The 24,787-nt window shown below is 38.5% G+C and carries 18 protein-coding genes and 1 pseudogene; 5 read left to right on the top strand and 14 right to left on the bottom strand.

Features of this window, described 5'->3' with window-relative positions; genetic code table 11:
* Positions 1 to 6: 6 nt before the first annotated feature.
* The 4 genes from LG273_RS06085 to LG273_RS06070 all read right to left on the bottom strand — a co-directional run bounded on the left by LG273_RS06085 (position 7) and on the right by LG273_RS06070 (position 3,179).
* The gene (locus tag LG273_RS06085) at positions 7 to 927 is read right to left on the bottom strand and encodes a PLP-dependent cysteine synthase family protein (protein WP_404458663.1); all 921 of its coding nucleotides are present in this window, start codon (positions 925 to 927) and stop codon (positions 7 to 9) included.
* A gap of 44 nt (positions 928 to 971) precedes the next feature.
* Positions 972 to 1,433, bottom strand: a complete 462-nt coding sequence (locus LG273_RS06080; RefSeq protein ID WP_404458661.1) for an S-ribosylhomocysteine lyase — start codon at positions 1,431 to 1,433, stop codon at positions 972 to 974.
* Positions 1,434 to 1,450: 17 nt separating this feature from the next.
* A complete protein-coding gene (locus LG273_RS06075; RefSeq protein WP_404458659.1) occupies positions 1,451 to 2,092 on the bottom strand; it encodes a class I SAM-dependent DNA methyltransferase in 642 nt (213 codons plus the stop codon).
* A 400-nt stretch (positions 2,093 to 2,492) separates the two neighbouring features.
* Complete coding sequence (locus LG273_RS06070; protein WP_404458657.1) at positions 2,493 to 3,179, bottom strand: YhcN/YlaJ family sporulation lipoprotein; 687 nt, start codon at positions 3,177 to 3,179, stop codon at positions 2,493 to 2,495.
* A 180-nt stretch (positions 3,180 to 3,359) separates the two neighbouring features.
* On the opposite strand from LG273_RS06070, the gene LG273_RS06065 reads away from it, so the two are divergent.
* Complete coding sequence (locus LG273_RS06065) at positions 3,360 to 3,596, top strand: YhdB family protein (RefSeq protein WP_379563306.1); 237 nt, start codon at positions 3,360 to 3,362, stop codon at positions 3,594 to 3,596.
* A 110-nt stretch (positions 3,597 to 3,706) separates the two neighbouring features.
* Here the strand turns inward: LG273_RS06065 and LG273_RS06060 are convergent, their stop codons facing one another.
* From LG273_RS06060 to LG273_RS06035, 6 genes are all read right to left on the bottom strand, one after another.
* The gene (locus tag LG273_RS06060; protein ID WP_404458655.1) at positions 3,707 to 4,462 is read right to left on the bottom strand and encodes a hypothetical protein; all 756 of its coding nucleotides are present in this window, start codon (positions 4,460 to 4,462) and stop codon (positions 3,707 to 3,709) included.
* Positions 4,459 to 5,190 carry an RNA polymerase sigma factor SigI gene (gene sigI / locus LG273_RS06055; protein WP_379563302.1) on the bottom strand — a complete coding sequence of 244 codons (732 nt, stop codon included), beginning with the start codon at positions 5,188 to 5,190 and terminating at the stop codon, positions 4,459 to 4,461. Before sigI ends, LG273_RS06060 begins: the two co-directional genes overlap by 4 nt.
* A 385-nt stretch (positions 5,191 to 5,575) precedes the next feature.
* A complete protein-coding gene (locus tag LG273_RS06050; protein ID WP_379563300.1) occupies positions 5,576 to 6,292 on the bottom strand; it encodes a PRC-barrel domain-containing protein in 717 nt (238 codons plus the stop codon).
* Between the two features lie 66 nt (positions 6,293 to 6,358).
* Complete coding sequence (locus tag LG273_RS06045) at positions 6,359 to 7,171, bottom strand: S1C family serine protease (protein ID WP_379563298.1); 813 nt, start codon at positions 7,169 to 7,171, stop codon at positions 6,359 to 6,361.
* Between the two features lie 27 nt (positions 7,172 to 7,198).
* Entirely contained in the window at positions 7,199 to 9,232 is a 2,034-nt protein-coding gene (locus LG273_RS06040; RefSeq protein ID WP_404458652.1) for an ABC transporter ATP-binding protein, read from the bottom strand.
* Position 9,233: 1 nt separating this feature from the next.
* Entirely contained in the window at positions 9,234 to 10,979 is a 1,746-nt protein-coding gene (locus tag LG273_RS06035) for an ABC transporter ATP-binding protein (protein WP_404458650.1), read from the bottom strand.
* 881 nt (positions 10,980 to 11,860) lie between these two features.
* On the opposite strand from LG273_RS06035, the gene LG273_RS06030 reads away from it, so the two are divergent.
* The 3 genes from LG273_RS06030 to LG273_RS06020 are packed head-to-tail and all read left to right on the top strand — an operon-like array spanning position 11,861 to position 15,622.
* A complete protein-coding gene (locus LG273_RS06030) occupies positions 11,861 to 13,363 on the top strand; it encodes a spore germination protein (protein ID WP_404458648.1) in 1,503 nt (500 codons plus the stop codon).
* Between the two features lie 8 nt (positions 13,364 to 13,371).
* Positions 13,372 to 14,493 (top strand): GerAB/ArcD/ProY family transporter, encoded by a 1,122-nt coding sequence (locus LG273_RS06025; RefSeq protein WP_404458646.1) that lies wholly within the window; start codon positions 13,372 to 13,374, stop codon positions 14,491 to 14,493.
* Positions 14,483 to 15,622 carry a Ger(x)C family spore germination protein gene (locus LG273_RS06020; protein WP_404458644.1) on the top strand — a complete coding sequence of 380 codons (1,140 nt, stop codon included), beginning with the start codon at positions 14,483 to 14,485 and terminating at the stop codon, positions 15,620 to 15,622. Before LG273_RS06025 ends, LG273_RS06020 begins: the two co-directional genes overlap by 11 nt.
* 79 nt (positions 15,623 to 15,701) lie before the next feature.
* Here LG273_RS06020 and LG273_RS06015 read toward each other — a convergent pair whose 3' ends face one another.
* Both LG273_RS06015 and LG273_RS06010 read right to left on the bottom strand, forming a co-directional pair.
* Positions 15,702 to 16,775, bottom strand: a complete 1,074-nt coding sequence (locus LG273_RS06015) for an undecaprenyldiphospho-muramoylpentapeptide beta-N-acetylglucosaminyltransferase (protein ID WP_404458642.1) — start codon at positions 16,773 to 16,775, stop codon at positions 15,702 to 15,704.
* Between the two features lie 242 nt (positions 16,776 to 17,017).
* Positions 17,018 to 18,202 (bottom strand): NupC/NupG family nucleoside CNT transporter, encoded by a 1,185-nt coding sequence (locus LG273_RS06010; protein ID WP_379563284.1) that lies wholly within the window; start codon positions 18,200 to 18,202, stop codon positions 17,018 to 17,020.
* A 412-nt stretch (positions 18,203 to 18,614) separates the two neighbouring features.
* Here LG273_RS06010 and LG273_RS06005 point away from each other — a divergent pair.
* Positions 18,615 to 20,240 (top strand): annotated as a pseudogene (locus LG273_RS06005) (IS1182 family transposase); the annotation flags it as partial.
* Between the two features lie 43 nt (positions 20,241 to 20,283).
* On the opposite strand, the gene odhB reads toward LG273_RS06005, so the two are convergent.
* Entirely contained in the window at positions 20,284 to 21,588 is a 1,305-nt protein-coding gene (gene odhB, locus LG273_RS06000; RefSeq protein WP_404458640.1) for a 2-oxoglutarate dehydrogenase complex dihydrolipoyllysine-residue succinyltransferase, read from the bottom strand.
* Entirely contained in the window at positions 21,575 to 24,442 is a 2,868-nt protein-coding gene (locus LG273_RS05995) for a 2-oxoglutarate dehydrogenase E1 component (RefSeq protein ID WP_404458638.1), read from the bottom strand. The genes odhB and LG273_RS05995 overlap by 14 nt, the downstream gene beginning before the upstream one ends.
* Positions 24,443 to 24,787: the final 345 nt, after the last annotated feature.

The raw sequence follows: 24,787 nt of genomic DNA, 5'->3' as shown, positions 1-24,787 counted from the left end.
TTCTCCTCACACATTATGAAAAATATTTTTACTTATATAACGATCACTGCCATCAGGAAAGACAGTCACGATATGTGACCCCGGTTTAGCTTGCATCGCTTCCTGCAATGCACCATACATAGCGGAACCAGAGGAGCTTCCAACAAGAAGACCTTCCTTACAAGCCAATTCTCCGACCATTTGAAAGGCATCCTGATCTGTAACGGTATAAACTTTATCGATATAAGAATGATCAAAATATTTCGGAAAGAACTCCATTCCAATCCCCTCTGTACGATGAGAACCAGGTTTGCCACCACCAATAATGGATCCTTCTGGTTCCACAATTGCCGCACGTATATGTGGATTTTTTTCTTTGAAAAACCGGCTACTCCCCATAAAGGTTCCAGATGAACCTGCACCTGCTACAAAAACATCGACCTTCCCATTGAGCTCCTCCCAAATTTCTGGAGCTAAGGTTCTATAGTACGTTGCCGGGTTAGCTGGATTAGAAAATTGCTCTGGACAAAAGCTATTTGGCACCTTTTTAGATAGCTCTTCTGCTTTTTTAATCGCGCCGACCATACCTTCCTTCTGAGGGGTTGATATAATGTCAGCACCGAGCGCTTTCATAATCGATTGCTTTTCTATACTAAAATGCTCAGGCACACAAAAAATCACCTTAAGATTATGCTCTATAGCAGCTAACGCCAAGCCTATCCCTGTATTCCCTGCAGTTGGTTCAATTATGGTGCCCCCAGGCTTTAATTCTCCTTTATCTAACGCATCCTGTATCAAAGAGACCCCAAGACGATCCTTCACACTGCCACCTGGATTCATAAATTCCAGCTTGGCATAGATCCTTACATCATGGGGTACAGAAAAATGTTTCAATTCAAGTAGTGGTGTATTACCAATTAGTTCCTGTACGGAGTTATATACCGCCACATCTCTTCCCCTTCCTTTACATTAGCGGGGAGCCGCCTATCATTTTAGAATACTTCATGCCATTCATTTCGATGGGAAAGCATCTCCCTAGCAATATCTTTTGCACCTTCCAGACTATGATTGGCTGCCCAGCCGCATTGCACTTCATTGCATGCCGGTACTTCGTCTGCCTCTAATACACCCTTTAAGGTCTTTTCTAATGTATCTAAAATTTCTTCATAATTATCATGGTTAAGCACAGATAAATAAAAACCTGTTTGGCAGCCCATCGGCCCAATGTCTAAAACACTGTCCATATGATTACGTATATTTTCTGCCATTAAATGCTCAATCGAATGAAGGCCTGGCATTTCCATATGTGCTTTATTCGGTTGCTTAAACCGAATATCATACTTATAGACACTATCTCCATTGGCTCCTTCTGTGACGCCGACTAGACGTACGTATGGTGCTTTCACTTTTGTATGATCCAAATTAAAACTTTCAACATTCATTTTTTTAGTCATTGTATCTATCCCCTTTTTTAAATCATTCGCTCAGCCGTTAACAGCCAAACAAAATCATTCATTTGCTTAAATGTTACATCAAATTGGTGTGTGTTAAAAATAGTTTGAATCACCGGAATTGTGGTGTAATATTCTCTTTCGAGGTCCTCAGCTAAGTTAAAGAATTTTTGATTCTTTGCAGCTTCAATGGCTTTAAGCTTCTCTGTTTCTGACTTAAACATTGTGTCCGCAAAGACTATTTTCCCCTCTTTGGGCAAAAATGCAGAATATTGCTTGATTGCCTGATCCTTCTCTGTATCTGTTAAATGGTGAAAAGCATACGTACTGACAATTGTGTCAACAGCATAAGGGAATGCTGGGTAATCAATAAAGTCACCCTCCAACACGTTAAGCGTAGGTAGTTTTGTTGCAGCAATTTCCCGCATTGCCAAGGAAGGCTCAATCCCAATTACCTTGTGCCCTTCTTCCAGTAGTTTTTCAGCAAGGTTTCCTGTCCCTACACCAAATTCCACCACATTTCCCGATGAATTTTGAACAACTTCTGCTAAAATATCTTCATAATTGGCAAATACAGCAGCATATTGGGGATCTTCCCCAGAAACACTGGCATCATAGGTATCCGCCCAATTATTAAAAATCTCAATAAATTCCCGCCCCATAATCCCTACAACTCCTCTTCAATAATTCAAACCCTAGTATTACACTTGGTATAGTAAGGATTATATGTATAACACTATCACATGTTACCTTTTTTATAAAGTGAAACTTCATTTGGTGAAGGTTACCCTTCCCCACAAGTGTTAGTTTGGCCTTACAATTCCTTTCGGAGATTATACTGCCAGTTAAGGCGGGATAAAGTACCTATTTAAAGGTTATTTTATTCAGAAGGGGTGCTGACTGCGACTTATTATGAAACACAAAAGGGTTGTTTCAGGGATACCTGGAGGAAATGCATAAGGTTGGCAAGACGAGTGGAGTAAAACTCCCAATCATTGAGGGGCCCTTTTTGGCTCAAGCAAAGAACTGCACCCGATGGGATGCAGTTCTTCAGCAATTTTATTAATTATTTTGTGGGAAAAGACGTTCTATCATCGTTCCAAATTGATCAAAGAATCCTTCAATGGGTTCTCCATTGTTCATATCATCAATGTAATTATTAGTTAGATCTCTAAAATCTGGATTGGTGGATACGTATACATTATCAATATCTTGATCGACGGATTTCACAATTTCGGTTATCTTTTCTTTTACTTCATCTGTGACTTTTCCACCATTGCCGTTTCCGTTTCCAGTATTTGTGTCATTGTCATAGGTATCCGTATTCTGTATGCCCTCATTATCAGCTGCATCTTCACCGTTATTGTTTCTATTATTACCGTTGTTTCCGTTGTTTCCATTCTTACCATTTTGATTACTTAATTCTGCTGCTACGTATGCGTTGTTTTCGGTTGTTAGTACATAGGCCTGGTCAATTTCATTGAGTTCACTTGCAATCCTCTTTGCCGCTTTCTCAGATACCTCATAGTTTTGTTGATCATTGACATTATTTCGGTTTTGATCACGCTCTGAATCTCTTGCCATTTCATAATCGCGATCTCCACTCATTCCTTCACCTGTATTGTTATATCTTGTTTGCTCTACATTGTTATTACCTGCTGCATCTTCTTGATTGTTTCCATTATCAGTACCACAACCTGTAAGCGCTAAAGTGATTACAGCAACTGTACTAGCTAATTTCCATTTCATATGTGTATTACCTCCTTGTCATTTGTTCTTAGTATGTAACACTTTTTCTTCTTTATGCTTCTTAAACAAATGCCAGGAGTAAAGAACCTTAATATGGCAGTGACACCATTTTTGTTTTAGACAATATATATAAAATGCGGGGACAATAAATATAACCCTTACATTTAAGGAGGGGTATAAATGGAAATTCCTGATTATGATAAAGCGTTATATTATACACTGTGGGGGCAATGGGATGATCTGCTTGTGCTAATGGTTCGTACAAAGGATGATTTGCTTTCAAAGAAAATTCAGTTATTCTTACACGCTTATCACTATTCACTCGACCAGAGTAAAATTATGTCTTCCCATGATAACTTATTGTATTATTTGGATCATGCCATGAAGGCCGAACCAGCTTCTATAATGGAGATATAGTAAAAGGCTGTGATTCCCTGTTGGAAGGGATCACAGCCTTATTTTATGGGTATGCACAATAGATAACTTCACTTACTTAAAGTAAAAATTTTCATTTTTATTTCCTTGTTTTACCCTTCTGAAAGACGGTTTTTTTCCAAATAAAAAGAATGAATAATAGCTTTCTCTTCGTCATTCAAATTCAGGGAAACGGAAGAATTTTTTGCCGAGGGATGTTTCATTTCTTTTACAATCCTCTCGAATGTCGGTACCCCCGCTTTAGCAGCAGACTTTCGTATTTGCTCAGGTATTTGAAATGTCGTTACATTCCATTCAGCATGTTGTAAAAAGGTATTTAAGCTACTGAATAGCCTGTTATGTTTATCCTGCTGATTAGGAAAGCTGACTCCTATAAGCATATTTCTCTGCTCACCAACTAAATTTGACCGCTCACTTTGTGCCATGATCTGGCTAATCACAGTTTCCATTTTTTTATTTTTATATTGCTTTAATCTTATGCCTATTCGTCGTGCATCATTGTTTACAAATCGAATGGACTTGACAAGCAAACCGTTATCAACTTTTAGTTCAAAACTAGGATTAATATCAATACTAACATAGGCAAATGCTTTGTTTTTTGCCAGCAAGAAATATGCGGGAATTGTAGATAGAATAAAAAAACAAACAAATACAAAAACCCGGCGTGATATTTTTCTTGCTCTTTCCAGAAAGTAAACGAAACTTCTCTTATTGGATTGTTGCAGTTCAAAAGTGACCTCTTGCCCAATATCTATATGCTTTACAGGTTTAGCTTTGTGGAAAGTCCCGTCTTTCTTCATGACTATGGTGTATGTACCCCGGTGTTCCATAACAATTCCTTTTTTCACTGACCCACCCCCTTAAGATATTCTTTTAGATATAAATAATCTTCAGCAAGAACAATAAATACAGCAAGTATAAATTTGCGATTTCTCTCTATTGTCTTTTTACTGACATTCACCTTTCTTACCAATTGTTTGATTGGGAGCTTCTTCTTATGAAAGACAAACGAGCGCAACTCTGAATCTTCGAACAAAGTTCTAGCCGTCTTGACAGCAGAATCACGAGCGTCCCTATGCTTGGGGGAGGCTTCCGTTAACTCATCCAATGTCAGCTTATAGGCTTTGAGCTTCTCCTTATAGTCTAAAATTTCTTCTCTTCTATGCCAAGCATCCTGCTCTTCCTGATATCTTTTTTTGACTGCAGAAATTTCTAATGGATTATCCATTTGTTCAGCATCGAACGTCTCGTCAAGTGATATGGATGCAGGACGTTTCTTCATATAACGAATATAATCAATGACCTTTCGTTTCACTACCAACTTAGCAAAAGATAAAAAGGAACTACCTTTATTTGAAGCATAAGACATCATTGCCTCATTAAATGCAGACAGACCTATACTAAACTCATCATCCTTCTCAGGATCAATATATCGTTTACAGACTTCGGAGACACATTTTGCAATAAACGGTTGATAAGTCTTTAAAAGATAATTTTGTATATACTTGTCCCCTCTTTGGACAGCGGTAATCAATTCTTCCAGAGGAGTGTCTTTTAATGACCGTCTATTTATCAACCTAGAACACCCCCAAGCATTAAAAAATTCGAATTATCTTCAATATTTTTGGGTGTATCACGTAAAAAGTCATTTTTATATAAAACGTCTTTATTTTTGTATATATCATTCAATGGAATTTGGAATTTAATCATATCTATAGTCACCAGCTTATTTTATAATTGAATTAAAATTTCAGTCTGATTAATCTTACCGTACAGGGCAAACTGTTGCTATCTCAAAACAATTACAATTTGTTTAAAATATAATTACTACCCCACCTCTTGGTAACCATTACCCATGCCCAAATACCTAAAACTTCAAAAATTGAGGTTTTCACCAAGATAATCTAACGAAAAAAAAGCCTTTCAGCAATCACTGAAAGGCTTTTTTGTATAAGCAAACCTTATAAACTTGTAAGAATTTGCTCTTTTGAGTTGTATTGAGCTGCATTTTTTGTTTCTGTCAGTGTACCTTTAATATATATATCCTCTTCAAACCAATCAACAGATTCAATTTGATCTGTATGGTAAACATAATATTGTTCCTCTGTGAAAGTTTCACTGTCTTGCACGACAATGTAACGAAGCTTCCAATACTCTGAATCAAATATCATATCAGCTACAGAACCGATTTTCCCGTCATTTGCATGTACTTTAAAACCTATTGTTTCATCTTCACTACGAAGATCATAACGACTTTGTTCCTCTAACTGTTGATCGTATACCTCATGCTGTGGTTCCTCAGGAGGTGGAAAATCTGCTAACGGGCGGTCGTTAGCGCCCCATAGCATATTACCTGCCCAATATCTACTCCAGCCATAATAGCCAATCAAGCTATCTTCTGTATCCTTTGTAACGGCACTCTCTTCCGAAATAGAAGGACTGTTTCGAACCTTCTCCTTGTCATACTCTACTTCAAGATGTTTATCATTTTCATTGAGGGTAATAAAGGAAGATGGTGAAAGTAATACGCGACGACCGGGAAGCCATTTTCTTGTGTCCACAATCGCATAGCGAATGGCCCACTTCTCATCATCAAAATACATATCCTTCACTTTTCCCATTTCTCCATCGGCTGCATGGATATTATATGATTTAAGATCGGAAGTAAAAAATAACATGTAATTCGCCTCCTTAAGACGTTTACAATATAAATACCCCCAATATCCAAATTCGAAACAATGTACCTATTCCTCAAAATAAGTAATCGGTACGAAAAGCCCTACCTTACCTTCTGTTTCATGATCAAGTGTAGCAAACACCACGCCAATTACCTTCCCTTGCTCGTTTATAATAGGACTCCCACTATTCCCACGATAAACGGGTGCTTTTATCATTACTACTTCCCGTTCCCAATCGTTTAATTGGGTATAACCAGCAATTGTCCCTTCATTAGCGATCCCATTAAAACGTAAAGGATTTCCTATAAATGTAATGGGGAGATCCTCACTAATTTTTGGTGAATCTGCAAGTTCAAGAGAAGGTAGGTTGGTTCCATCCACCTGTAATACCGCTAAATCAATGGAAGGATTGGTTTTTACTACTTCTGCTTCAAACAACCCGTCATCCGGAAAAGCAACCGTCACTTGCTCCTCTCCCTCAATGACGTGGTGGTTTGTTAGAATTGTTCCGCTCGAATCAATGGAAAATCCTGTACCTTTGGCATTTTCAGTTTCTACCACTACAACAGCTTTTTTATAGGTGCGTATATCCTCATCGGCCGATAGCTTAGCAGAGGTGATCAGAAAATCAATAGCCGGAATGGAAAATGTTTGAGGAATGAGTGCGAAAACATTAAAAGCTAAAGCTAGTGCAATCACCCAAAATATCCATTTTGGAAAAGGACGCTTGGGTTTACCGTCCTTTTCCTCCTTGTCTCTTTGCCATGCTTTTCGCCGTTCTTCTTGTACGATTTCGTAAAGCTCTTCATCATCAAATTCTTCGTATAAGTCTTCATCAATAATGTCAGGTTTCTCTTTATCTTCCTTATGACGATCCATATTTCACCCCGTACATTGAGCTTTTGGCTATCCTGCGGTTTCCTCCAGTCTTCCTTGCTGCATTTGGTACATTTGATAATAGGTGCCCTGTTGGAGGAGAAGGCTATTATGATTGCCTTGCTCCTTAATCGTACCTCTGTCTAATACAAATATAACATCTGCTTGCTGGATCGTCGAAAGTCTATGTGCAATTACAAGGGTTGTTCTACCCTGTTTTAACACCTCCAACGCCTGTTGAATAACAAGCTCTGTTTCCGTATCAATATTAGCAGTTGCTTCGTCTAATATGAGGATCGCTGGATCGAACGCCAACGCTCTGGCAAACGATAGTAATTGTCTTTCACCAAGCGAAAATGTCGTTCCACCCTCTGTTACTTTCTCATCATATTTATTAGGCAGTTTTTCAATAAAACGGTCTGCCCCAACTGACTTTAGCGCGTTTATTGCAGTTTCCCGACTAATAGTCGAATCATTCATGGTGACATTGGAAATGATCGTACCAGTAAACAAAAATGGGTCCTGTAATACGATACCCATATGACTTCTCACCTGTTGTCTTGACCATTCCTGAGTTGATTGCCCATCAATGGTGATGCTCCCCTTTTGCGGATCATAAAAGCGAAACAGCAAGTTCATAATCGAGCTCTTTCCTGATCCTGTGTGACCAACAAAGGCAGCAGTCTGCCCTGCCTCTACCGCAAAAGAAATGTCATTTAATACATAGTCCTTCTCACTGTAGGCAAAGGACACATGATCGAACACAATATTTCCTTTGTAACGTGAAACTTTATCATTTTCCACGTCTTCGCCAGGATGATCCAGCAGTTCAAATACCCTGCCTCCAGCTACACGCGCCTGTTCAATAAGCGGAAGCTGGTTCACAATATCTGTGACTGGTTCAAATAGCCTTGTTAAATAATCTACAATAGCGTAAAGCATCCCAATCGAAATGATACTTGTAGGATCTAAAGAAGCCGACCCGAAATACCAAATAAATGCTACAAACGCTAAATTACGAAAGACGGTTACGAGATTGTAGGACGTTAAAGCGCTAAGCTTCACCAGCTTTCTTTGATAGGTGAAATGCCTTTTGTTTAACACCTCAAATTCTTCCTTCGTCTTTTTTTCCCTACTAAAAGCCTGAATAATTGGCATTCCTTGTATTGCTTCACTAATGTTTCCATTAATTTCACTTATCGTAGAACGGATAACTTTATTGTATTTACTCCCAAAATGTTTATATAGCTTCATCCAACCAAAAATGAGCGGAATAATGAATAAACACATCATAGCAAGCTTTGGGTCAAGTATGAATAAAGCTACAAAAATTCCTGCCATATAAATGACACTTGTTAAAACAATGGAAAGAACCCGTTCATAGAGATCTCTTATAGCTTCCGTATCGTTTGTAATCCTCGCCACTATTTTCCCTGCAGGTTGGTCAACAAAGTAGTTGACAGGAATGCGCTGTGTTTGTGCAAATAAATCATTTCGCATTTTCCTAACAATTTGATTAGAAGATTTTTGCAATAAAAAGGTCTGATAAAATTGAAAGAACCCTGCGATAAATAGTAATAAAACATATAATCCAAGCAACCAAATGATTGGACCTTGTTCTGGTTTAAAGAATGGGTAAACTTCACTTAACGCCAATTTTTCCCCGGTAAATGTCTCTTCTCCTTCACTTGTTGTGATGGTAATGGTTTCCCCTTCTACATCACGCTTTCCTTCTAAAGGGATTTCATCCTCAACAAAATAATAGGTAACACCAATCTGGAACAAGGTAACAGGGCTACCAATTGTTTCGTCAGATTCCTCAAGCCTATCTACTCGCTTGTAAAAATTCCCCTTATAAGAAGCGGTCTGCTTATCATCTTGTGTTTCCACTTCCTGCCATGTTCCCTCAACACCTAGAATGTGATCATCAATTACTCTCTTGGCTATTAAAGGCCCTGCAAGCTCAAGCGATACGGCGATAATTAAGCAAATAAACCCTATAATAATTCCTTTTTTATAATGTAAAGCATAGCGAAACAATCTTCTCTCTGTCGTTTGTTTCATCTTAATTCACCCCCGCCTTTGCGAGCTGCTGCTGGATATATTGTTGTTTATACCAGCCATCCGTTTGCATAAGCTCTTCATGCGATCCTCGTTCCACAATTGTTCCATTATCCAGAACAATGATAAGATCTGCATGCGTTACAGCAGACATACGATGTGCAGCGATAAAGGTTGTTTTATTCTTTCTTTCTCTCCGTAAATGCTCAATAATATTCGCTTCGGTTTTCCCATCAACAGCTGACATCGAATCATCTAAAATAAGAATTTCGGGGTCTTTTATAAACGCCCTAGCTAATGCTACGCGCTGTTTCTGCCCCCCAGACAATGTCACACCACTTTCCCCAACCTGTGTATCAAGTCCGTTCGGTAATTGTTTCATATCATCAAGAAAATGCGCTAACTCCATAACTCGGAAGATTTCTTCATCCGTAGCATCTGATTTACCAAACTGGATATTTTCTCGGATTGTTTTGGAAAACATCATCTGATCCTGTGGAACATAGCCAATCCAGGAACGGATCTGCTCAAGTGATAGCTCTTCCAGATCAACGTCAGCGACTCTAATTTTCCCTTGCACACCAGGGTATTGCCTAAGAAGTAGCTTAAAAAGGGTCGTCTTCCCAGCGCCTGTTTTCCCAACAATACCTATCGTATCGCCTTTCTTTACTTCAAGCGAGATACCCTTTAATTGATTGGCCTTTGTGTCTGGATAAGAAAACGTAACGTTCTTAAAAACAATCGATTCTACTTCTTCAACCTTCCTTGGAGTTTCAGGATCAGTTACATCAGCCTTGTAGCCAACTGTTTCATTCACTCTATCAAGCGAGGCGTTTCCCCGTTGTAAAATATTGATAAGCTCCCCAACAGCAAACATTGGCCAGATCAGCATTCCAAGGTAAACGTTAAAGGTTACGAGATCACCGAGAGTCATCTTGTTGTCAAAAACTAAGAAGGCACCATATCCTAGCCCAATTGTATAAGAGAGTCCCACTAGGATTTTCATCGTCGGTTCGAATAATGCATCTATTTTGGCAACTTCCATGTTTTTAACAAATACATCTTGGGTCATGTTTTCAAACCTTTCCAGGTCCTGCCCTTCCTGGACGAAGGCTCGAATTACACGCACACCACGAATCGATTCCAATACATCATTATTCATTTCACCAAAGGCTTGCTGTGCCTTTGTAAAGCGTTGGTGGATGACTGCACCGTATTTATTCATAATTACCGCCATAATCGGTAGTGGGATAAGTGCAGCAAGGGTGAGCTGCCAGCTAATTGTTAACCCCATCATTAAGACAATCATTAGCATAAACACCGAAGAATCTACCAATGTTAATACACCAAACCCTGCTGTAAGACTAATGGCTTTTAAATCATTTGTGCTTCTAGCCATTAAATCTCCCGTACGATATTTCCCAAAAAAGGTAGGTGTCATTTTTGTAAAATGGTCCATCAAATTGCTTCTACTCCAGCGTTCCAGAATAACAGCACCGCTAAATAGCGTATAATCCCACAAAAAGGAAATAGCATAATGAATCACAATTAAAAGTAGGTAGCCTACAATTAATGCCGTTAATATCTGTGTTGTTAAAGTATCAAATTGAATATGGTCGATCGTATATCCTGCTAACTTTGGTGGAATTAGGCCAATTGCACTTGCCACAATAAGGGCAATAATAGCAAATAAATATCTTTTCCAATAATGTTTAAAAAACCAATCTAACTTTTTAAAAACCTGAAACATTTCATCACCTTCTAATCTCTCTATATAGTCCGGCCAAACTTTATTTCTTAAATAAGTGTATTATCCCCCTGTTCCCTTTGATTTGCCCTTTTTTTCTAAACCCCCACCGCTACTCTTTCTACCTCTTTGTATTGCATTAAAAAAGAGCATGTGTCTCTGACAACACATGCTCTCAACTGAGATAGCTAAACCTATCCCAGAAAACAAAAAGGTCACAGACATGTGTGACCTTTGATTCTTTACAAAGAAGTATGTAGGAAAATTAGAATACTGTTCGGTACCCTACGGCAGAGGTCACATATTTAGTTGGATGAAGTTGGATTGTTTGTACTTGAATGATGTTTTTCATCTTCATGACCTCCTTTCAATAATTTGTTCTCAATAATTATAGTATTAGGAAAATTTTAAGTCAATTGTTTTTAAAGTAAAAGATTTGTAAAATTTAAGTTATCTACAAGTTGGGACTTTCTCTTTTCCCCAAATGAATCATGCCTTGTAGCTTTTCACACGGGATTCTAGTTGAGCGAGAAATATCCTCTAATGAAGCGAGTGGATGCTTTCTAATAAAACTCTGAACTCGATCACTATCAGCAAGACAGGTAGGACATAGCATAAATGGGCTACTTTCCATTGGCTCTTTACACATCCGACAATTACGGATTATTTCACTCAAAACCTCACCCCTTCTTATTTACTTACTTTCATCATACAGGATACGACAGAGACAAACAATAATCCTCAAGAATTTTCTAAAAAATAAGGCTTTTGGCTCCGTTATTTACCATCCATCTGGACTATAAGATTCAACACATAGATAGCAACATATCCTCACATACTATCTTTATAGATATTAAAGCACTGGATATAAACAGGAGGAAAAAATGAAAAAAGCAAGGAGAAAAGCCACCAATTCATTATTTCCCATCAAAGCTGAAAAACTGAAGCAGCTATTAATTAGCGAATTTGAAAATAGTACGGATATTAGCTTTTCAATATTCGAAAGCGCAAATCAAAGGATTGCTGTTTTTTATCTGTCGTATCAGGTCGATTCAAAAAGAATGGAAAGTTTATTGTTGAAAACGCTTTTAGATGCTAAAAAGGAGTGGACCATTGAATCTATATTAAATGAAATTCCTTTAAATACTAGCCAGAAAATGGACAAATTAGAAGAAGTTCTCACAAATCTAATAAACGGTCATGTGTTTATTTATATTGAAGGAGAAGAACAAGTCGTCTCTTATTTATTACTAAACATTGAAAAGCGTTCCCTTCAAAAGGCGGAAACAGAGTCTGTGGTCATTGGTCCTCAAGTTGCCTTTACAGAATCCTTGATTACCAACTTAAATATATTACGCTGGCGAATGCGTTCACCTGACCTTGTATTTGAAAAAATTATGCTAGGTAAAAGAACGCCAAAAGAAGCGAGGCTTATCTATTTAAAGTCCATTGCAAATGAAACAGACGTTAATACGATGCGACAAAGACTCCAAGAGCTGGATGTGGATGAAGTTGAGGATGCTAATGTACTCATGCAATATATTGAAGATTCATCTTTTACGATTTTCCCTCAATTTTATTCTACGGAATTACCCGACCGGGCTTCTTATGCCATTAACAAAGGCCGAGTCGGAGTAGTTGTGGAAAACAGTCCAATGGCAATCTTAGCACCGACAACATTTTTCAGCTTTTTTGAGTCTACCGAAGATTTATATATGCGTTGGAACGCGGGTTCTTTTTTAAGGGTTTTACGATTTATTTCTATGTTCATTTCGGTGATGCTCACCCCAATGTACGTTGCAGCGGTGACCTATCATTATGAACTTATTCCAACACAGCTTTTAATTTCAATCGGACAATCGCGAGCTAATGTCCCTTTTCCACCAATATTTGAAGCCTTACTACTTGAATTATTAATTGAACTTTTACGTGAGGCAGGGGCGCGCCTGCCAACAAAGGTAGGTCAAACCATTGGTATCGTTGGCGGTGTGGTCGTTGGAACAGCAGCTGTGCAGGCTGGGATTACAAGTAATATTCTTATCATCTTCATAACAATTAGTGCACTTGCTTCGTTTACCGCACCGAGTTATTTAATGGGGACTTCCATTCGAGTGTTGCGATTTCCCATGATAATTCTGGCAGGGATATTAGGAATTATGGGGATCGTCTTTGGCATAAGCTTTTTAATCATTCATTTATTAAGACTGACTTCTTTAGGTCGCCCTTATCTTACACCAATTTATCCATTTCGTATGAAGGATATTAACAAAGTGCTGATTCGCTTTCCACAGCAATTCCAAGGAAAAAGATTTCTCTCCTTCCGCCCTAAAGATACTGTAAGGTTCAATCAGAAAAAGGCAAGGCAACGTAAAGATATTGATGAGTAGGTGATAAATTGGACATTAACGTAAAAGTAAAACCAAATTTAAGCATTCGTGCCTTTTACCTATTTTTCATTATCGCTTCTTTACAATTAGGTGTGGGAATTATGGGAGCGACCAGATTTATATATATGGAAGCTGGAACCGACGCCTGGATATCTATTTTGATTGCCATCGCATATATATTTGTCGTCTTATTCGTAATGACGCTCACTCTAAAACAGTACGAAAATGCGGATATATTCGGTATTCATAAAGACCTGTTTGGAAAATGGCTTGGAAACCTGCTAAGTACCGTATATATCGTATACTTTGTCCTTACATTATTTTCTGTACTTATCACGTACATCGAAGTTGTCAGAGTCTTTATCTTTCCGTCGATGAGCCCATTTACAATGTCCGTGATTTTAATGATTTTAGCAGTATACAGCACATTGGGTGGGTTACGTGTAATTGTTGGAGTTTGCTTCCTTTTTTTTATTCTTACACACTGGTTGCTGTTCTTGTTAATAGAACCTGCTGTTCAAATTGATTGGGATCACTTTTTTCCGATGTTTCAAACCCCCTTTCCCGTATTATTAGCAGGAGCAAAAACAAGTTCTTACACATTTTTAGGTTTTGAATTTTTATTTCTAGTTTATCCTTTTATCCAAAATAAGAAAGGAATAAATCCCCCTCTTTATCTTTCAGTAGCATGGTCTGGCCTTCTCCTTGTGTTAATTACGATTATAACATTGGGATTTTTCACTGGTGTCCAAGTGGAAAGAAGAGAATGGACACTTCTTTCTTTATTTAAGTTTCAACAGTTTTCCTTTATTGAACGCCTTGATTTTGTCGTAGTTGCAGAATGGATGATGGTCATCGTGCCAAATATTATTCTACTTTTATGGGGGGCTACTTATGGGCTGAGACGCCTTTTCAAACTTCCCCAAAAACTTACCATTTATGCTTTAGCTTTTCCACTATTAATTAGTTGCTGGATAGTCGATGAGCACTTTCGAATACAGTGGGTAATCGAGAAGGTAAATGTGTTAGGCTTTTGGCTCGTGTATGTATATCCATTTCTATTGCTCCCCATGGTACTTATAAAGAAAAAATGGAAGCAGCGTAAAAGAGGTGAAAAAAATGAAGCTTAAAAAGGGTATTTTCCTTGGAGCTATCCTATGTATGCTTACCTCATGTGTTGAATCCACCCAGTTAGAGAAACTAGGAATTATCCATACAAGAGGTGTTGATATTTCAGAAGAAAAACCGAATGAACTGGAAACTACTCTTATTATTTTCCAATTCAATGCGCAAACAAGCATGATCTCAAAGACTTTAACAGGATCAGGGCACACGATTAAAGAGGCTCGTGAACAAGCGAACAACAAATCCAGTTACAGCCTAACTCCTGGCCAAATCCGTCTTGAATTATACGGGAAAGAAATTGCAGAAAAAGGAATCTTAAACTATTTAAAAACCTTAACGCGAGATGCTAGGGTATCTGATACTATGTTGCTTGCTGTTAGTAAAACGACGGCAAAAGAAATGCTGCAAGTAGGACAATCAGATACGAACATGGATATCGGGCAATTTCTTCACGGCATGATCAGACAAGAGCATATGGAGGACTCCATCCCCGAGGTTGCCTTACATGATTTTACGCATACCTATTTTGATGTGGGAAAAGATCCTTTTCTCCCTGTTATCTCATTGCAAGAAAACATCCCGCAAATTTCTGCACTAGGGATTTTTCAAGGTGATAAATATGTAGGAGATATAACATTGGAAGAAGCATTACTTTTAAACATGACTCAAAACCATGTCAACTTCGCTCCGATTGAGTTAAAGATACCTCGAGCTCCATTCAAAGAGTACCTCGGTGGAGAAGAAGTTGTTGATCCGGACAGTGAAGATATGTTCGTGCGGATTGGCATAAAGGGCGGAACAAATAGCGAGATAACCGACGTAGAACAACTCCGTTATCGTTCAAACGTGAACATAGATATAGATTTACATGAAGTATCAGAACAACTCGTTGTGGAGGATGATAAAGTAGCAAGCATACTTGAGAAAGAGCTGGAAAAGGCAATTAAGAAAAAATACGAAACTTTATTAAAAAAGTTGCTTGAGTTAAACGCTGATCCTGTGGGATACGGGAAGTTATACAAAGTTAAGCATGATAACAACTTAACAACAGAAGAATGGAGAGAGAAATTCCCTGACATCACTGTAGATTTTCAAGTTGATGTAAACTTGATTCACTTTGGTACGCTTCGCTAGGGAGTATAATAACGAAAAAGCCACCGAGTACGATCGATTGTGCCTCGTATTCGGTGGCTTTTTACTTTTTCTAAACTGACTAATTCTTTTGCACTTCCTCGATAATTTCGATCACTCGATCTCTTGCCTTTTCACTTTTATATTGTTTCATTGTGTCTGTCATAACAGCAGCATACTCTTTTAATTGGGTTAATTCATGCACCAGTGAATCACTGGTTAACTTCTCTTCTTCTAACACCCTTGCATAACGCTGTTTTACAAAGGACTTAGCATTAATGATTTGGTCTCCCCTACTCGCCTCCCTGGATAATGGAATGAGAAGCATAGGGATTCTTAAGGCTAAAAATTCAAAGATCGCATTTGACCCCGCACGGGAAAGGACATAATCTGTAGCTGCAAAAACGTCTTTAAGCTCTTCATTCACATATTCAAACTGCACATATCCCTCTCTCTTATAAGCAGAGTCAACCTTATCTTTCCCGCAAATATGAATGATTTGGAACTTTTCAAGTAAGTCGTCTAACGAACCTCTAATGGTTTCATTTATCTTTTGAGATCCACCGCTTCCTCCCATAATCAATAAAACCGGTTTACCTGACGTTAATCCAGCAAATTCCAGACCTGCCTCCTTTTTCCCTTCAAATAATTCATCACGAATTACCGCACCAACATACTCGGCCTTTTCTTTTGGTAAATATTCCATCGTTTCTGGGAATGTCGCTAGTACTTTTTTGGCAAAGGGGATCGCAATCTTGTTAGCAAGACCAGGAGTGTAGTCTGATTCATGAATAACGACGGGTACTCTTTTAAGCTTTGCGGCTAACACTACTGGCACCGAAACAAAGCCCCCCTTTGAAAAAATCACAGAAGGCTTGCGCTTCTTCATAATCCGTGCTGCCTGAGAAACACCCTTTAACACTTTGAAAGGATCTTTGATGTTTTCCTTAGAAATATATCTTCTAAGTTTCCCTGTGGAAATGGGATGATAGGTTACCCCTTTCAGCTGACTGATTAAAGTTTTTTCAATTCCATCATGTGAACCAATGTAATCAATCTCATACCCCTTATCCTGGTAATATGGAATTAGCGCAAGGTTAACAATTACGTGTCCTGCTGTACCACCACCAGTAAATAGGATTCGTTTATTATTCATGCTATGTTCTCCTTTATGTCCAAAAATCTTCTTAGTTTTTTTACATTCTCTAATATCGTATTAAATGTAGGGGGAAATTGAAAGTAAAAAAAGGTATCCATTTGAAAATTAAATGAATACCTTTTTAAAGTACCTATACTTAATTGTTTAATACATAACAACTTCCCGTGAACCTTGAAACTAGTTTACTTTAAAAGCCCCACAATTGCTGTGATGGAATACTTAAAGAAAGCAACTTTATCTTACAAGAAAAGTCCTACTACAGTTGCGGACAGGATAGAAGCTAGTGTCGCACCGACCAGTAATTTCATACCAAATCCGGATACACTTACTGCTTTTTCACTGTCTATTCCTTTTACAGTACCTGCGATGATACCAATAGAAGAGAAGTTAGCGAAGCTGGTTAGAAATACGGAAACAATACCAACGGTTTTCTCAGACATCTCTGCGATCATCGGTTGGAATTCAAGCATTGCCACGAATTCATTTGTAACGATTTTTGTTCCCATGACAGACCCAGCTTGAAGTACTTCACCAGGCGAAATACCCATTAGTATGCCGATCGGGTAAAGAATATAACCAAGTAATTCCTGTAAGGTAACTCCTGTAAAGCCAATAATCCAGTTTACCAACTCTAATGATGCAATGAATGCGATAAGCATGGCTGCAACGATGAGGGCGATTTTCCCACCTTCTAAGGCACCATTTCCCATTGCTTCAAAAATACTTTTATCATTTGAAACATTTTTTACATCTACTCTATCTTCTTCTTTCGGCACTTTTACCGGTGCAATAATGGATGCAAGCATTAAGGCACTGAACATATTAAGAGGCAATGCCACAAGTACATACTGTGGTGGTAACATTTGCAAATATGACCCTACTATAGAAGCAGAAACAGATCCCATTGCAGATGCACTAACAATGTATAAACGATTTGCAGTTAGATGGTGAAATTGCGAACGAATCGCAATTAACGCTTCCGACTGACCAAAAAAGATACTATTAACTGCATTAAATGATTCAACTCGAGGAAGACCTGTTATCTTGGAAATAAGACCCCCGAAATATTTAATGATAGGTGGAAGAATTCGCAAATATGTTAATACCGATAAGATGGTTGCAAAGAAGATAATTAATAAAAGCACGTTAAAGAAGAATACACTGCCACCCTCTTCGATTTGTAGACCACCTACTACAAAGTTAACTCCCTCTGTACCAAATTCAATTAATTTATTAAAACCTGCCGCTATTCCATTAATGATTGCTTGTCCAATATCTGTATTAAACATAAACCACGTCGTTAAAAGCTGAAGGACAAGCATAATCCCAATACCCTTATAGTTAATGTTTTTCTTATCGTTAGACATTAAAAATGCCAGACCTAACACAACGGCAATTGCTAATAACCCTAAAATAATTCCCATGTTATTACCCTACCTACCTTTCCCTTTTGTAACTGTTTTCATTTCCTTCATTACAATGGATATTGTATCAAGTCGTCAGACGTCATTCAACTAATTATATTTTCTGTAAATAATAGTTCTCTACTTATTACTTCCCTAAAAAACAGCTTATTAACAATAAGTTTCTTCATTTTCTAAATTTCCTTGGTAAAAAATACTTATAGTTATATGCTTATTCTTTTCCTAAAACATCGTACGAAACCATAAGAACAATTTAAGAAGACAGAAAAGAGGCTGGGACAAAACCCGGTAAAATAAAAAAGTGGTACTTCCCCTCTGGGGAGCACCACTTTTTTTGAATTTATGTACGCAAAAAGGATACCTTCTGGTAAAGTTAAAGTACCACACCAAAACAGAACCGGAGGTATCCCTTATGTTTAAACATTATACCATGAATCAAGTCATTTTGCCTTTAGATTTAGAAATGAAACTTCAAGAAAATGATATAGCCTACGCAGTTAATCATGTTGTGGAGAGTATTCCAGAGGATTCATTTGCGGAGTTTTTCCGTGAAACAGGATGCCCTGCATATCATCCAAGGATGATGATGAAGGTTATCTTATGTGCCTATACGCAGTCTGTTTTTTCTGGCAGAAAAATAGAGGGGTTACTCAAAGACAGTGTACGTATGATGTGGTTAGCACAAGGCTATGAACCGAGTTATCGTACCATTAATCGATTTCGTGTGCATCCGGAAGTAAAAGAATTATTACGTCAGTGTTTCGTCCTATTTCGTTGTCAACTTGTGGAAGAGAAGATGATTGAAGAAGAGGCCATTTTTATTGATGGTACGAAGATAGAGGCGAATGCAAATAAGTTCACCTTTGTGTGGAAAAAATCCATTGAAAAATACAGCACCGATTTAATAAAGAAGTCGAATCAACTGTATGAGGAATTACTGGAAAAGGAAATTATCCCTGAAATAGAAAGGGAAAGTTCCGATGAACTTTCAACGGAAGAACTCAGTGAAGTGGTAAAAAAACTAGATGAAGAAGTAAAAAAATATGATGAAGAAATCGAGAAGAGTGAAGAAGCGAAAGAACGCAAACAACTTCGTTCCGAGCGAAAAGAACCCAAGCAATACCGTAAACAATTCCAAGACTTTGAAGCTCGTAAACACAAATATCAAAAAGATATGGAAATCTTTGGCGATCGCAATAGTTATTCAAAGACGGATCATGATGCCACTTTTATGCGAATGAAAGATGACTATATGAAAAATGGCCAACTTAAAGCAGGTTATAATGTACAAATTGCGACCGAAGGTCAATACACATTAGCCTATGATGTATTTCCAAATCCTACGGATACTCGCACATTTATTCCTTTCCTCGATAATATTGAAGATAGGTATTTTAAGTTACCCAAGTATATTGTTGCTGACGCGGGTTACGGTAGTGAACAAAATTACAGTAATGTACTCCATCGAGAAAAGATGCCACTCATTACGTATAATACCTATCGGAAGGAAAAGAAAAAGAAATATAAAACAAATCCTTTTCATGTATCCAACTGGGAGTATGATTCAGACGGAGACTTTTTTACTTGTCCAAACGGAAAGAAGGTAGCTTTTCAATACCTATCAAATCGAAAGGATAAAACCGGGTTCAAACGAACCTTTCGTGTCTATGAATGCGAAGATTGCTCTGGGTGTCCATTACGCGATCAGTGTACCAAAGCAAAAGAGAATCGGAAAATTTACTACAATGCTCATTGGGAACAACAAAAAGAATATATAAGAGAGCAGCTTTCAAAAGAAGAAACGGGAGAAATCTATGGGAAACGTAAAATAGATGTGGAACCTGTCTTCGGATTTCTGAAGGCTAATTTGCGTTTCACTCGAATGTCGGTGAGAGGCAAATCTAAAGTGGAAAATGAATTAGGATTTGCATTTATGGCGGTGAACATAAGAAAGTACACCGCCACCATGCAACATACAAGCCCAAACTCTAACAAAAAAGATTCCAGTTATCATTTTTTGATAACTGGAATCTTTTTTACTTACTTAAGGCTAGTTATGTCCCAGCCTCTTATTAATTCTATTAACCTTCTAATAATAAATCATACGGGTCTTCTAGTAATTGTTTTACTCTTACTAGGAATTGTACAGCTTCCTTCCCATCAACAATTCGATGATCGTAAGAGAGAGCTAGATACATCATTGGGCGCACTTCAATGGAATCATCAGGCATTACCATTGCCCGCTTCTGGATATTATGCATACCAAGGATTCCCACTTGTGGAGCATTTAGAATTGGTGTAGATAGCATTGATCCAAACGTCCCGCCATTAGTAATGGTGAAGGATCCACCTTGCAAATCTTCCATAGCAAGTTTTTTATCGCGAGCTTTTTTACCTAGGTTTCCAATTTCACGTTCCACACCAGCAAAATCCATGCGGTCTGCGTCACGTACTACAGGTACCACAAGTCCGTCGTCTGTGGAAACTGCAATCCCGATATCGTAGAACTTTTTAATAACTATTTCATTATCTTGAATTTCCGCATTTAAGAGTGGGAAATCCTTTAGTGCGCCGACCACAGCTTTAGTAAAGAAGGACATAAAGCCTAATTTCACGCCATGTTTTTCTGTGAATTTTTCTTTTCTTTCACTACGCAGTTTCATGACGTTTGTTAAATCTACTTCGTTAAAAGTGGTTAACATAGCTGCTTCATGCTGTACCTCAACAAGGCGCTTTGCGATTGTTTGGCGACGTCGAGACATTTTCACACGTTCTACAGGCTTATCAAATTCTGTTTTCTTAGAAGCAGCTTCTTTTTTATCTTCTTTCTTTTCTTCTTTTTTATTCGAGCCTTTTGCAGCAGCTTCAACATCTTCTGGGCGCACACGTCCAAGCGGATCTCTAGGTTGCACTTGGCTAAGGTCAATATTTAACTCCCGCGCACGTTTTCGAGCTGCTGGTGAAGCGATGACTTCCCCATTTTTGCTTGATCCAGCTGAAGTATCCTTTTCCTGTTTTTTCTCTTCAGTAGATTCTTCGACGTGAGATTCTTCTTGATCCTTAGATTCTTTTTGCACATTCTTATTCTCTTTTTCTTCTTTTGGTGCTTCTTCTTCTGATTTCTCTTCCCCTTGCTCTCCGCCAGCCTCGCCGTTTTCATCAACCTTTGCAATAACGTCTCCGACTTCTACATCATCGCCTTCTTCGCGGAGGATTTCTGTGATAACACCTGCATAATCTGCATTCACTTCAACATTTACTTTATCTGTTTCTAACTCAACTACTGGATCGCCTTTTTCAATTTTGTCACCTTTTTTTACGAGCCACTCAGCGATCGTTCCTTCTGTAATCGATTCAGCAAGTTCTGGTATTTTAATCTCTTTCACTGGAATCTCCTCCTTTAGACGGGTTGATTGCTTTTTGTACAAGTTGTTTTTGTTCGGTTTTGTGGACGTTTGGTACTCCAACAGCAGGCGCAGCCCTATGTGGGCGACCTATATAGCGAAGTTCCTGTCCTTCTTGAAGCAGCTCTCGTAAGTAGTCATCAACATAATCCCAAGCACCCATGTTTTTTGGTTCTTCCTGTACCCACACGATTTCTTCCAGGTTAGGTAACTCAGATAGTTTTCTCTCGAGCTCTTCTTTAGGAAAAGGATAAATCTGCTCTAAACGGAGTACTCCTAACCAATCAAAATTCTCTTCTGAATTATCAATTGCTTCTTCTATATCTACCATAATCTTTCCAGACCCAGTAAGAAGTCGCTTCGTTTTCTCATTATGGAATGCAAGGTTTGGTTGTTGGCGTAATGGTTCGAATTTCCCTTCAGCAAATTCTTTTGGCTCTGAAGAAACACGTTGATTCCGCAACAGACTCTTAGGTGTCATAAGAATTAACGGTCTAGCTTCTTCACGTCCTCGCATTGCAGCCTGCCTACGAAGTAAATGGAAAAACTGTGCAGAAGAGGTTACATTCGCTACAATCCAGTTATTCTCCCCTGCCATCTGCAAAAAGCGCTCCAGTCTTGCGCTGGAATGCTCTGGACCTTGCCCTTCATATCCATGAGGTAAGAGCATTACCATATTTGATTTTTCTCCCCATTTTGCTCTGGCAGCAGATATAAACTGATCAAAGATAACCTGTGCAGCATTTGCAAAATCGCCAAATTGCGCTTCCCAAATTACTAGTGTATTTGGGGATTGAACGCTGTAACCATATTCAAAGCCAAGTACACCTGCTTCTGACAAAGGACTGTTGCGGATATCAAATGACGATTTTGCATCGTCTAGTCCGTGCATCGGGCTGTACTTTTCATTCGTTTCTACATCATGAAGCACAGCATGACGATGTGCAAAAGTTCCCCGCTCCGAATCCTGTCCAGTAAGTCTTATTGGGATGCCATCTCTTAAGATGGAGGCATACGTAAGTGCTTCGCCAGCTCCCCAGTCCGCTTTACCGCCTTCTTCCATAGCGGAACCACGACGGTCTAAGATTTTTTCAAGCTTTTTAAAGCCGTTGAATCCTTCAGGTCTATTTAATAGATCTTTATTTAGGTCTTGTAGAACTTCAAGCTTAACAGCCGTGTCAAAGGCTCCCAAATTATTTTCCAACGCTTTTGGCATGCATTTGGCTTCTGCCTCGCCTGTTTCGTTTTCTTTCATGCCATCATAAATTTCACGGAGTTTCTTTTCGACTTCTTCTAGCTTGCTTTTTAATGTCGACTCTTCAATGATCCCTTTCTCTCGTAACACTTCCGCATATACATTTGCGGCAGTAGGATGTTGATCGATATCTTGATAAAGGCCTGGCTGCGTCGTTCTTGGTTCATCCATTTCATTATGGCCATATCTCCGGTACCCGACCAAATCAATGAGAAAGTCTTTATTAAATTTTTTCCGATATTCATAAGCAATCTTAACCGCCGAAACACAAGCAATTGGATCATCGGCATTTACATGAATAATCGGTATTTCAAAGCCTTTAGCTAAATCACTCGCATAACGTGTGGAACGACCATCATCTTGATCTGTTGTATAACCAACTAAATTATTAGCGATTATATGCAGACTACCACCTGTGGCATATCCTGGAAGGCCGCTTAGGTTAAAGGTCTCTGCTACAACGCCTTCTCCGATAAAGGCAGCATCACCGTGTATTAATACTGGAATCGCTTTATTAAAATCTTGCTCTGGATATCCGGCTTTAGAGCGATCATCCTGTGCCGCCCGAGCAAAGCCTTCCACCACTGGGTTCACAAACTCCAGATGTGAAGGGTTGTGTGCAAGCGTGATACGGGTCGCTGTTTCGTCACCCTTCTTCACTTCCTTCATTGCACCAAAATGATATTTCACATCTCCAGTCCATCCATAGTTAATTCCCATAGAACCTTCAGAAGGAACTAATTCTTTATCAGGCGAATGATGGAACTCGGAGAAAATTTTATCAAATGGCTTTCCTAGAACGTGTGCTAACACAGAAAGCCTCCCCCGGTGAGCCATCCCCATCATAATATTTTCGACTTTGTCTGCTGTAGCGTCTTTCACAATTTGATCAAGCATCGGAACCATAGATTCCAATCCTTCGATAGAGAAACGCTTTTGTCCCACGAACGTCTTTTGCAGAAAACCTTCAAATCCTTCTACATCTACTAAACGGTTAAGCAACTGCTTTTTCTCATCATCCGAAAGGCTTAGCCTAGCTTTTCCAGTTTCTATTAAATCAAGTAACCATGCTCGTTCCGTTTCATTATTAAGATGATCATACTCAAAAGTAATGGTGCCAGAATAATATTTATTAAGCTCTTGAAGGACCTCCAGGCCATTTTCAACGTGGCTTGGTGCCTTCTCCCACAGCCAGCTAGCTGGCATTTTTTTTAAATCGTCTTCACTTAGTCCATAAGTACTTGGTTCTACTAATTTAGATTTTCGATCTTTTTGTAATCCTACTGGATAAATATCTGCTCTCAGATGTCCAAAACGACGAATAGCCTCAACAAGTTTCATAGCTGAGGTTAGTTTTTTCACATCCTGTATAGAAGTGCGAGAATCTGTCTGTGAATCTACTGTTCCCGTACTTTTCGCTATCCAGTTTGGTTTGCCATGCTTTTCGAACATATCCTTAATGGATTGATCGACTGCATCAGGATCTGTTTTATACAGATCATATTGTTCTTCTACATACCCCATATTTGGACCATGAAATTCTGCCCAGAATCTTTGATTAGATTCTTCCGTCTGTGCCACGTTTTATACCCCCATTAGAAGTTAACATTACCCGTAATGTAAACGGTTTTCTAACTCTTACTCTATTATAGAGCTGACTAATGACTTCATCAACTAATATACCCTATTTTATAAGCTTAAACAATATAATGTTCCAACCTTTGTTATTATTCAAAAATTCCGTTTATTAATAAGGTGAAAATACGTCTTTTACGTATGATGGATGAAGAAATCGTTATCATTAGTTCACATTATCTTGATAATTCGTTATAATAGGGACATAATTTAAAAAGACGTGCATTATTACCTACATAAGGAGGCATAACAATGAAGCTTGCACTTTTATTCGGTGTCATTTTAGTATTC

Source organism: Oceanobacillus kapialis (assembly GCF_044790185.1).
Classification (GTDB): Bacteria; Bacillota; Bacilli; order Bacillales; family Amphibacillaceae; genus Oceanobacillus_B; species Oceanobacillus_B kapialis.
The sequence above is the reverse complement of the archived record's forward strand: the minus strand, read 5'-3'. Positions and strand labels throughout refer to the sequence as shown.

Excerpts from the sequence above, each read along its gene's own strand:
- LG273_RS06080 (WP_404458661.1), bottom strand. The coding sequence starts at position 1,433 with ATGACTAAAAAAATGAATGTTGAAAGTTTTAATTTGGATCATACAAAA.
- LG273_RS06075 (WP_404458659.1), bottom strand. The coding sequence starts at position 2,092 with ATGGGGCGGGAATTTATTGAGATTTTTAATAATTGGGCGGATACCTAT.
- LG273_RS06070 (WP_404458657.1), bottom strand. The coding sequence starts at position 3,179 with ATGAAATGGAAATTAGCTAGTACAGTTGCTGTAATCACTTTAGCGCTT.
- LG273_RS06065 (WP_379563306.1), top strand. The coding sequence starts at position 3,360 with ATGGAAATTCCTGATTATGATAAAGCGTTATATTATACACTGTGGGGG.
- LG273_RS06050 (WP_379563300.1), bottom strand. The coding sequence starts at position 6,292 with ATGTTATTTTTTACTTCCGATCTTAAATCATATAATATCCATGCAGCC.
- LG273_RS06045 (WP_379563298.1), bottom strand. The coding sequence starts at position 7,171 with ATGGATCGTCATAAGGAAGATAAAGAGAAACCTGACATTATTGATGAA.
- LG273_RS06040 (WP_404458652.1), bottom strand. The coding sequence starts at position 9,232 with ATGAAACAAACGACAGAGAGAAGATTGTTTCGCTATGCTTTACATTAT.
- LG273_RS06035 (WP_404458650.1), bottom strand. The coding sequence starts at position 10,979 with ATGTTTCAGGTTTTTAAAAAGTTAGATTGGTTTTTTAAACATTATTGG.
- LG273_RS06030 (WP_404458648.1), top strand. The coding sequence starts at position 11,861 with ATGAAAAAAGCAAGGAGAAAAGCCACCAATTCATTATTTCCCATCAAA.
- LG273_RS06020 (WP_404458644.1), top strand. The coding sequence starts at position 14,483 with ATGAAGCTTAAAAAGGGTATTTTCCTTGGAGCTATCCTATGTATGCTT.
- LG273_RS06015 (WP_404458642.1), bottom strand. The coding sequence starts at position 16,775 with ATGAATAATAAACGAATCCTATTTACTGGTGGTGGTACAGCAGGACAC.
- LG273_RS06010 (WP_379563284.1), bottom strand. The coding sequence starts at position 18,202 with ATGGGAATTATTTTAGGGTTATTAGCAATTGCCGTTGTGTTAGGTCTG.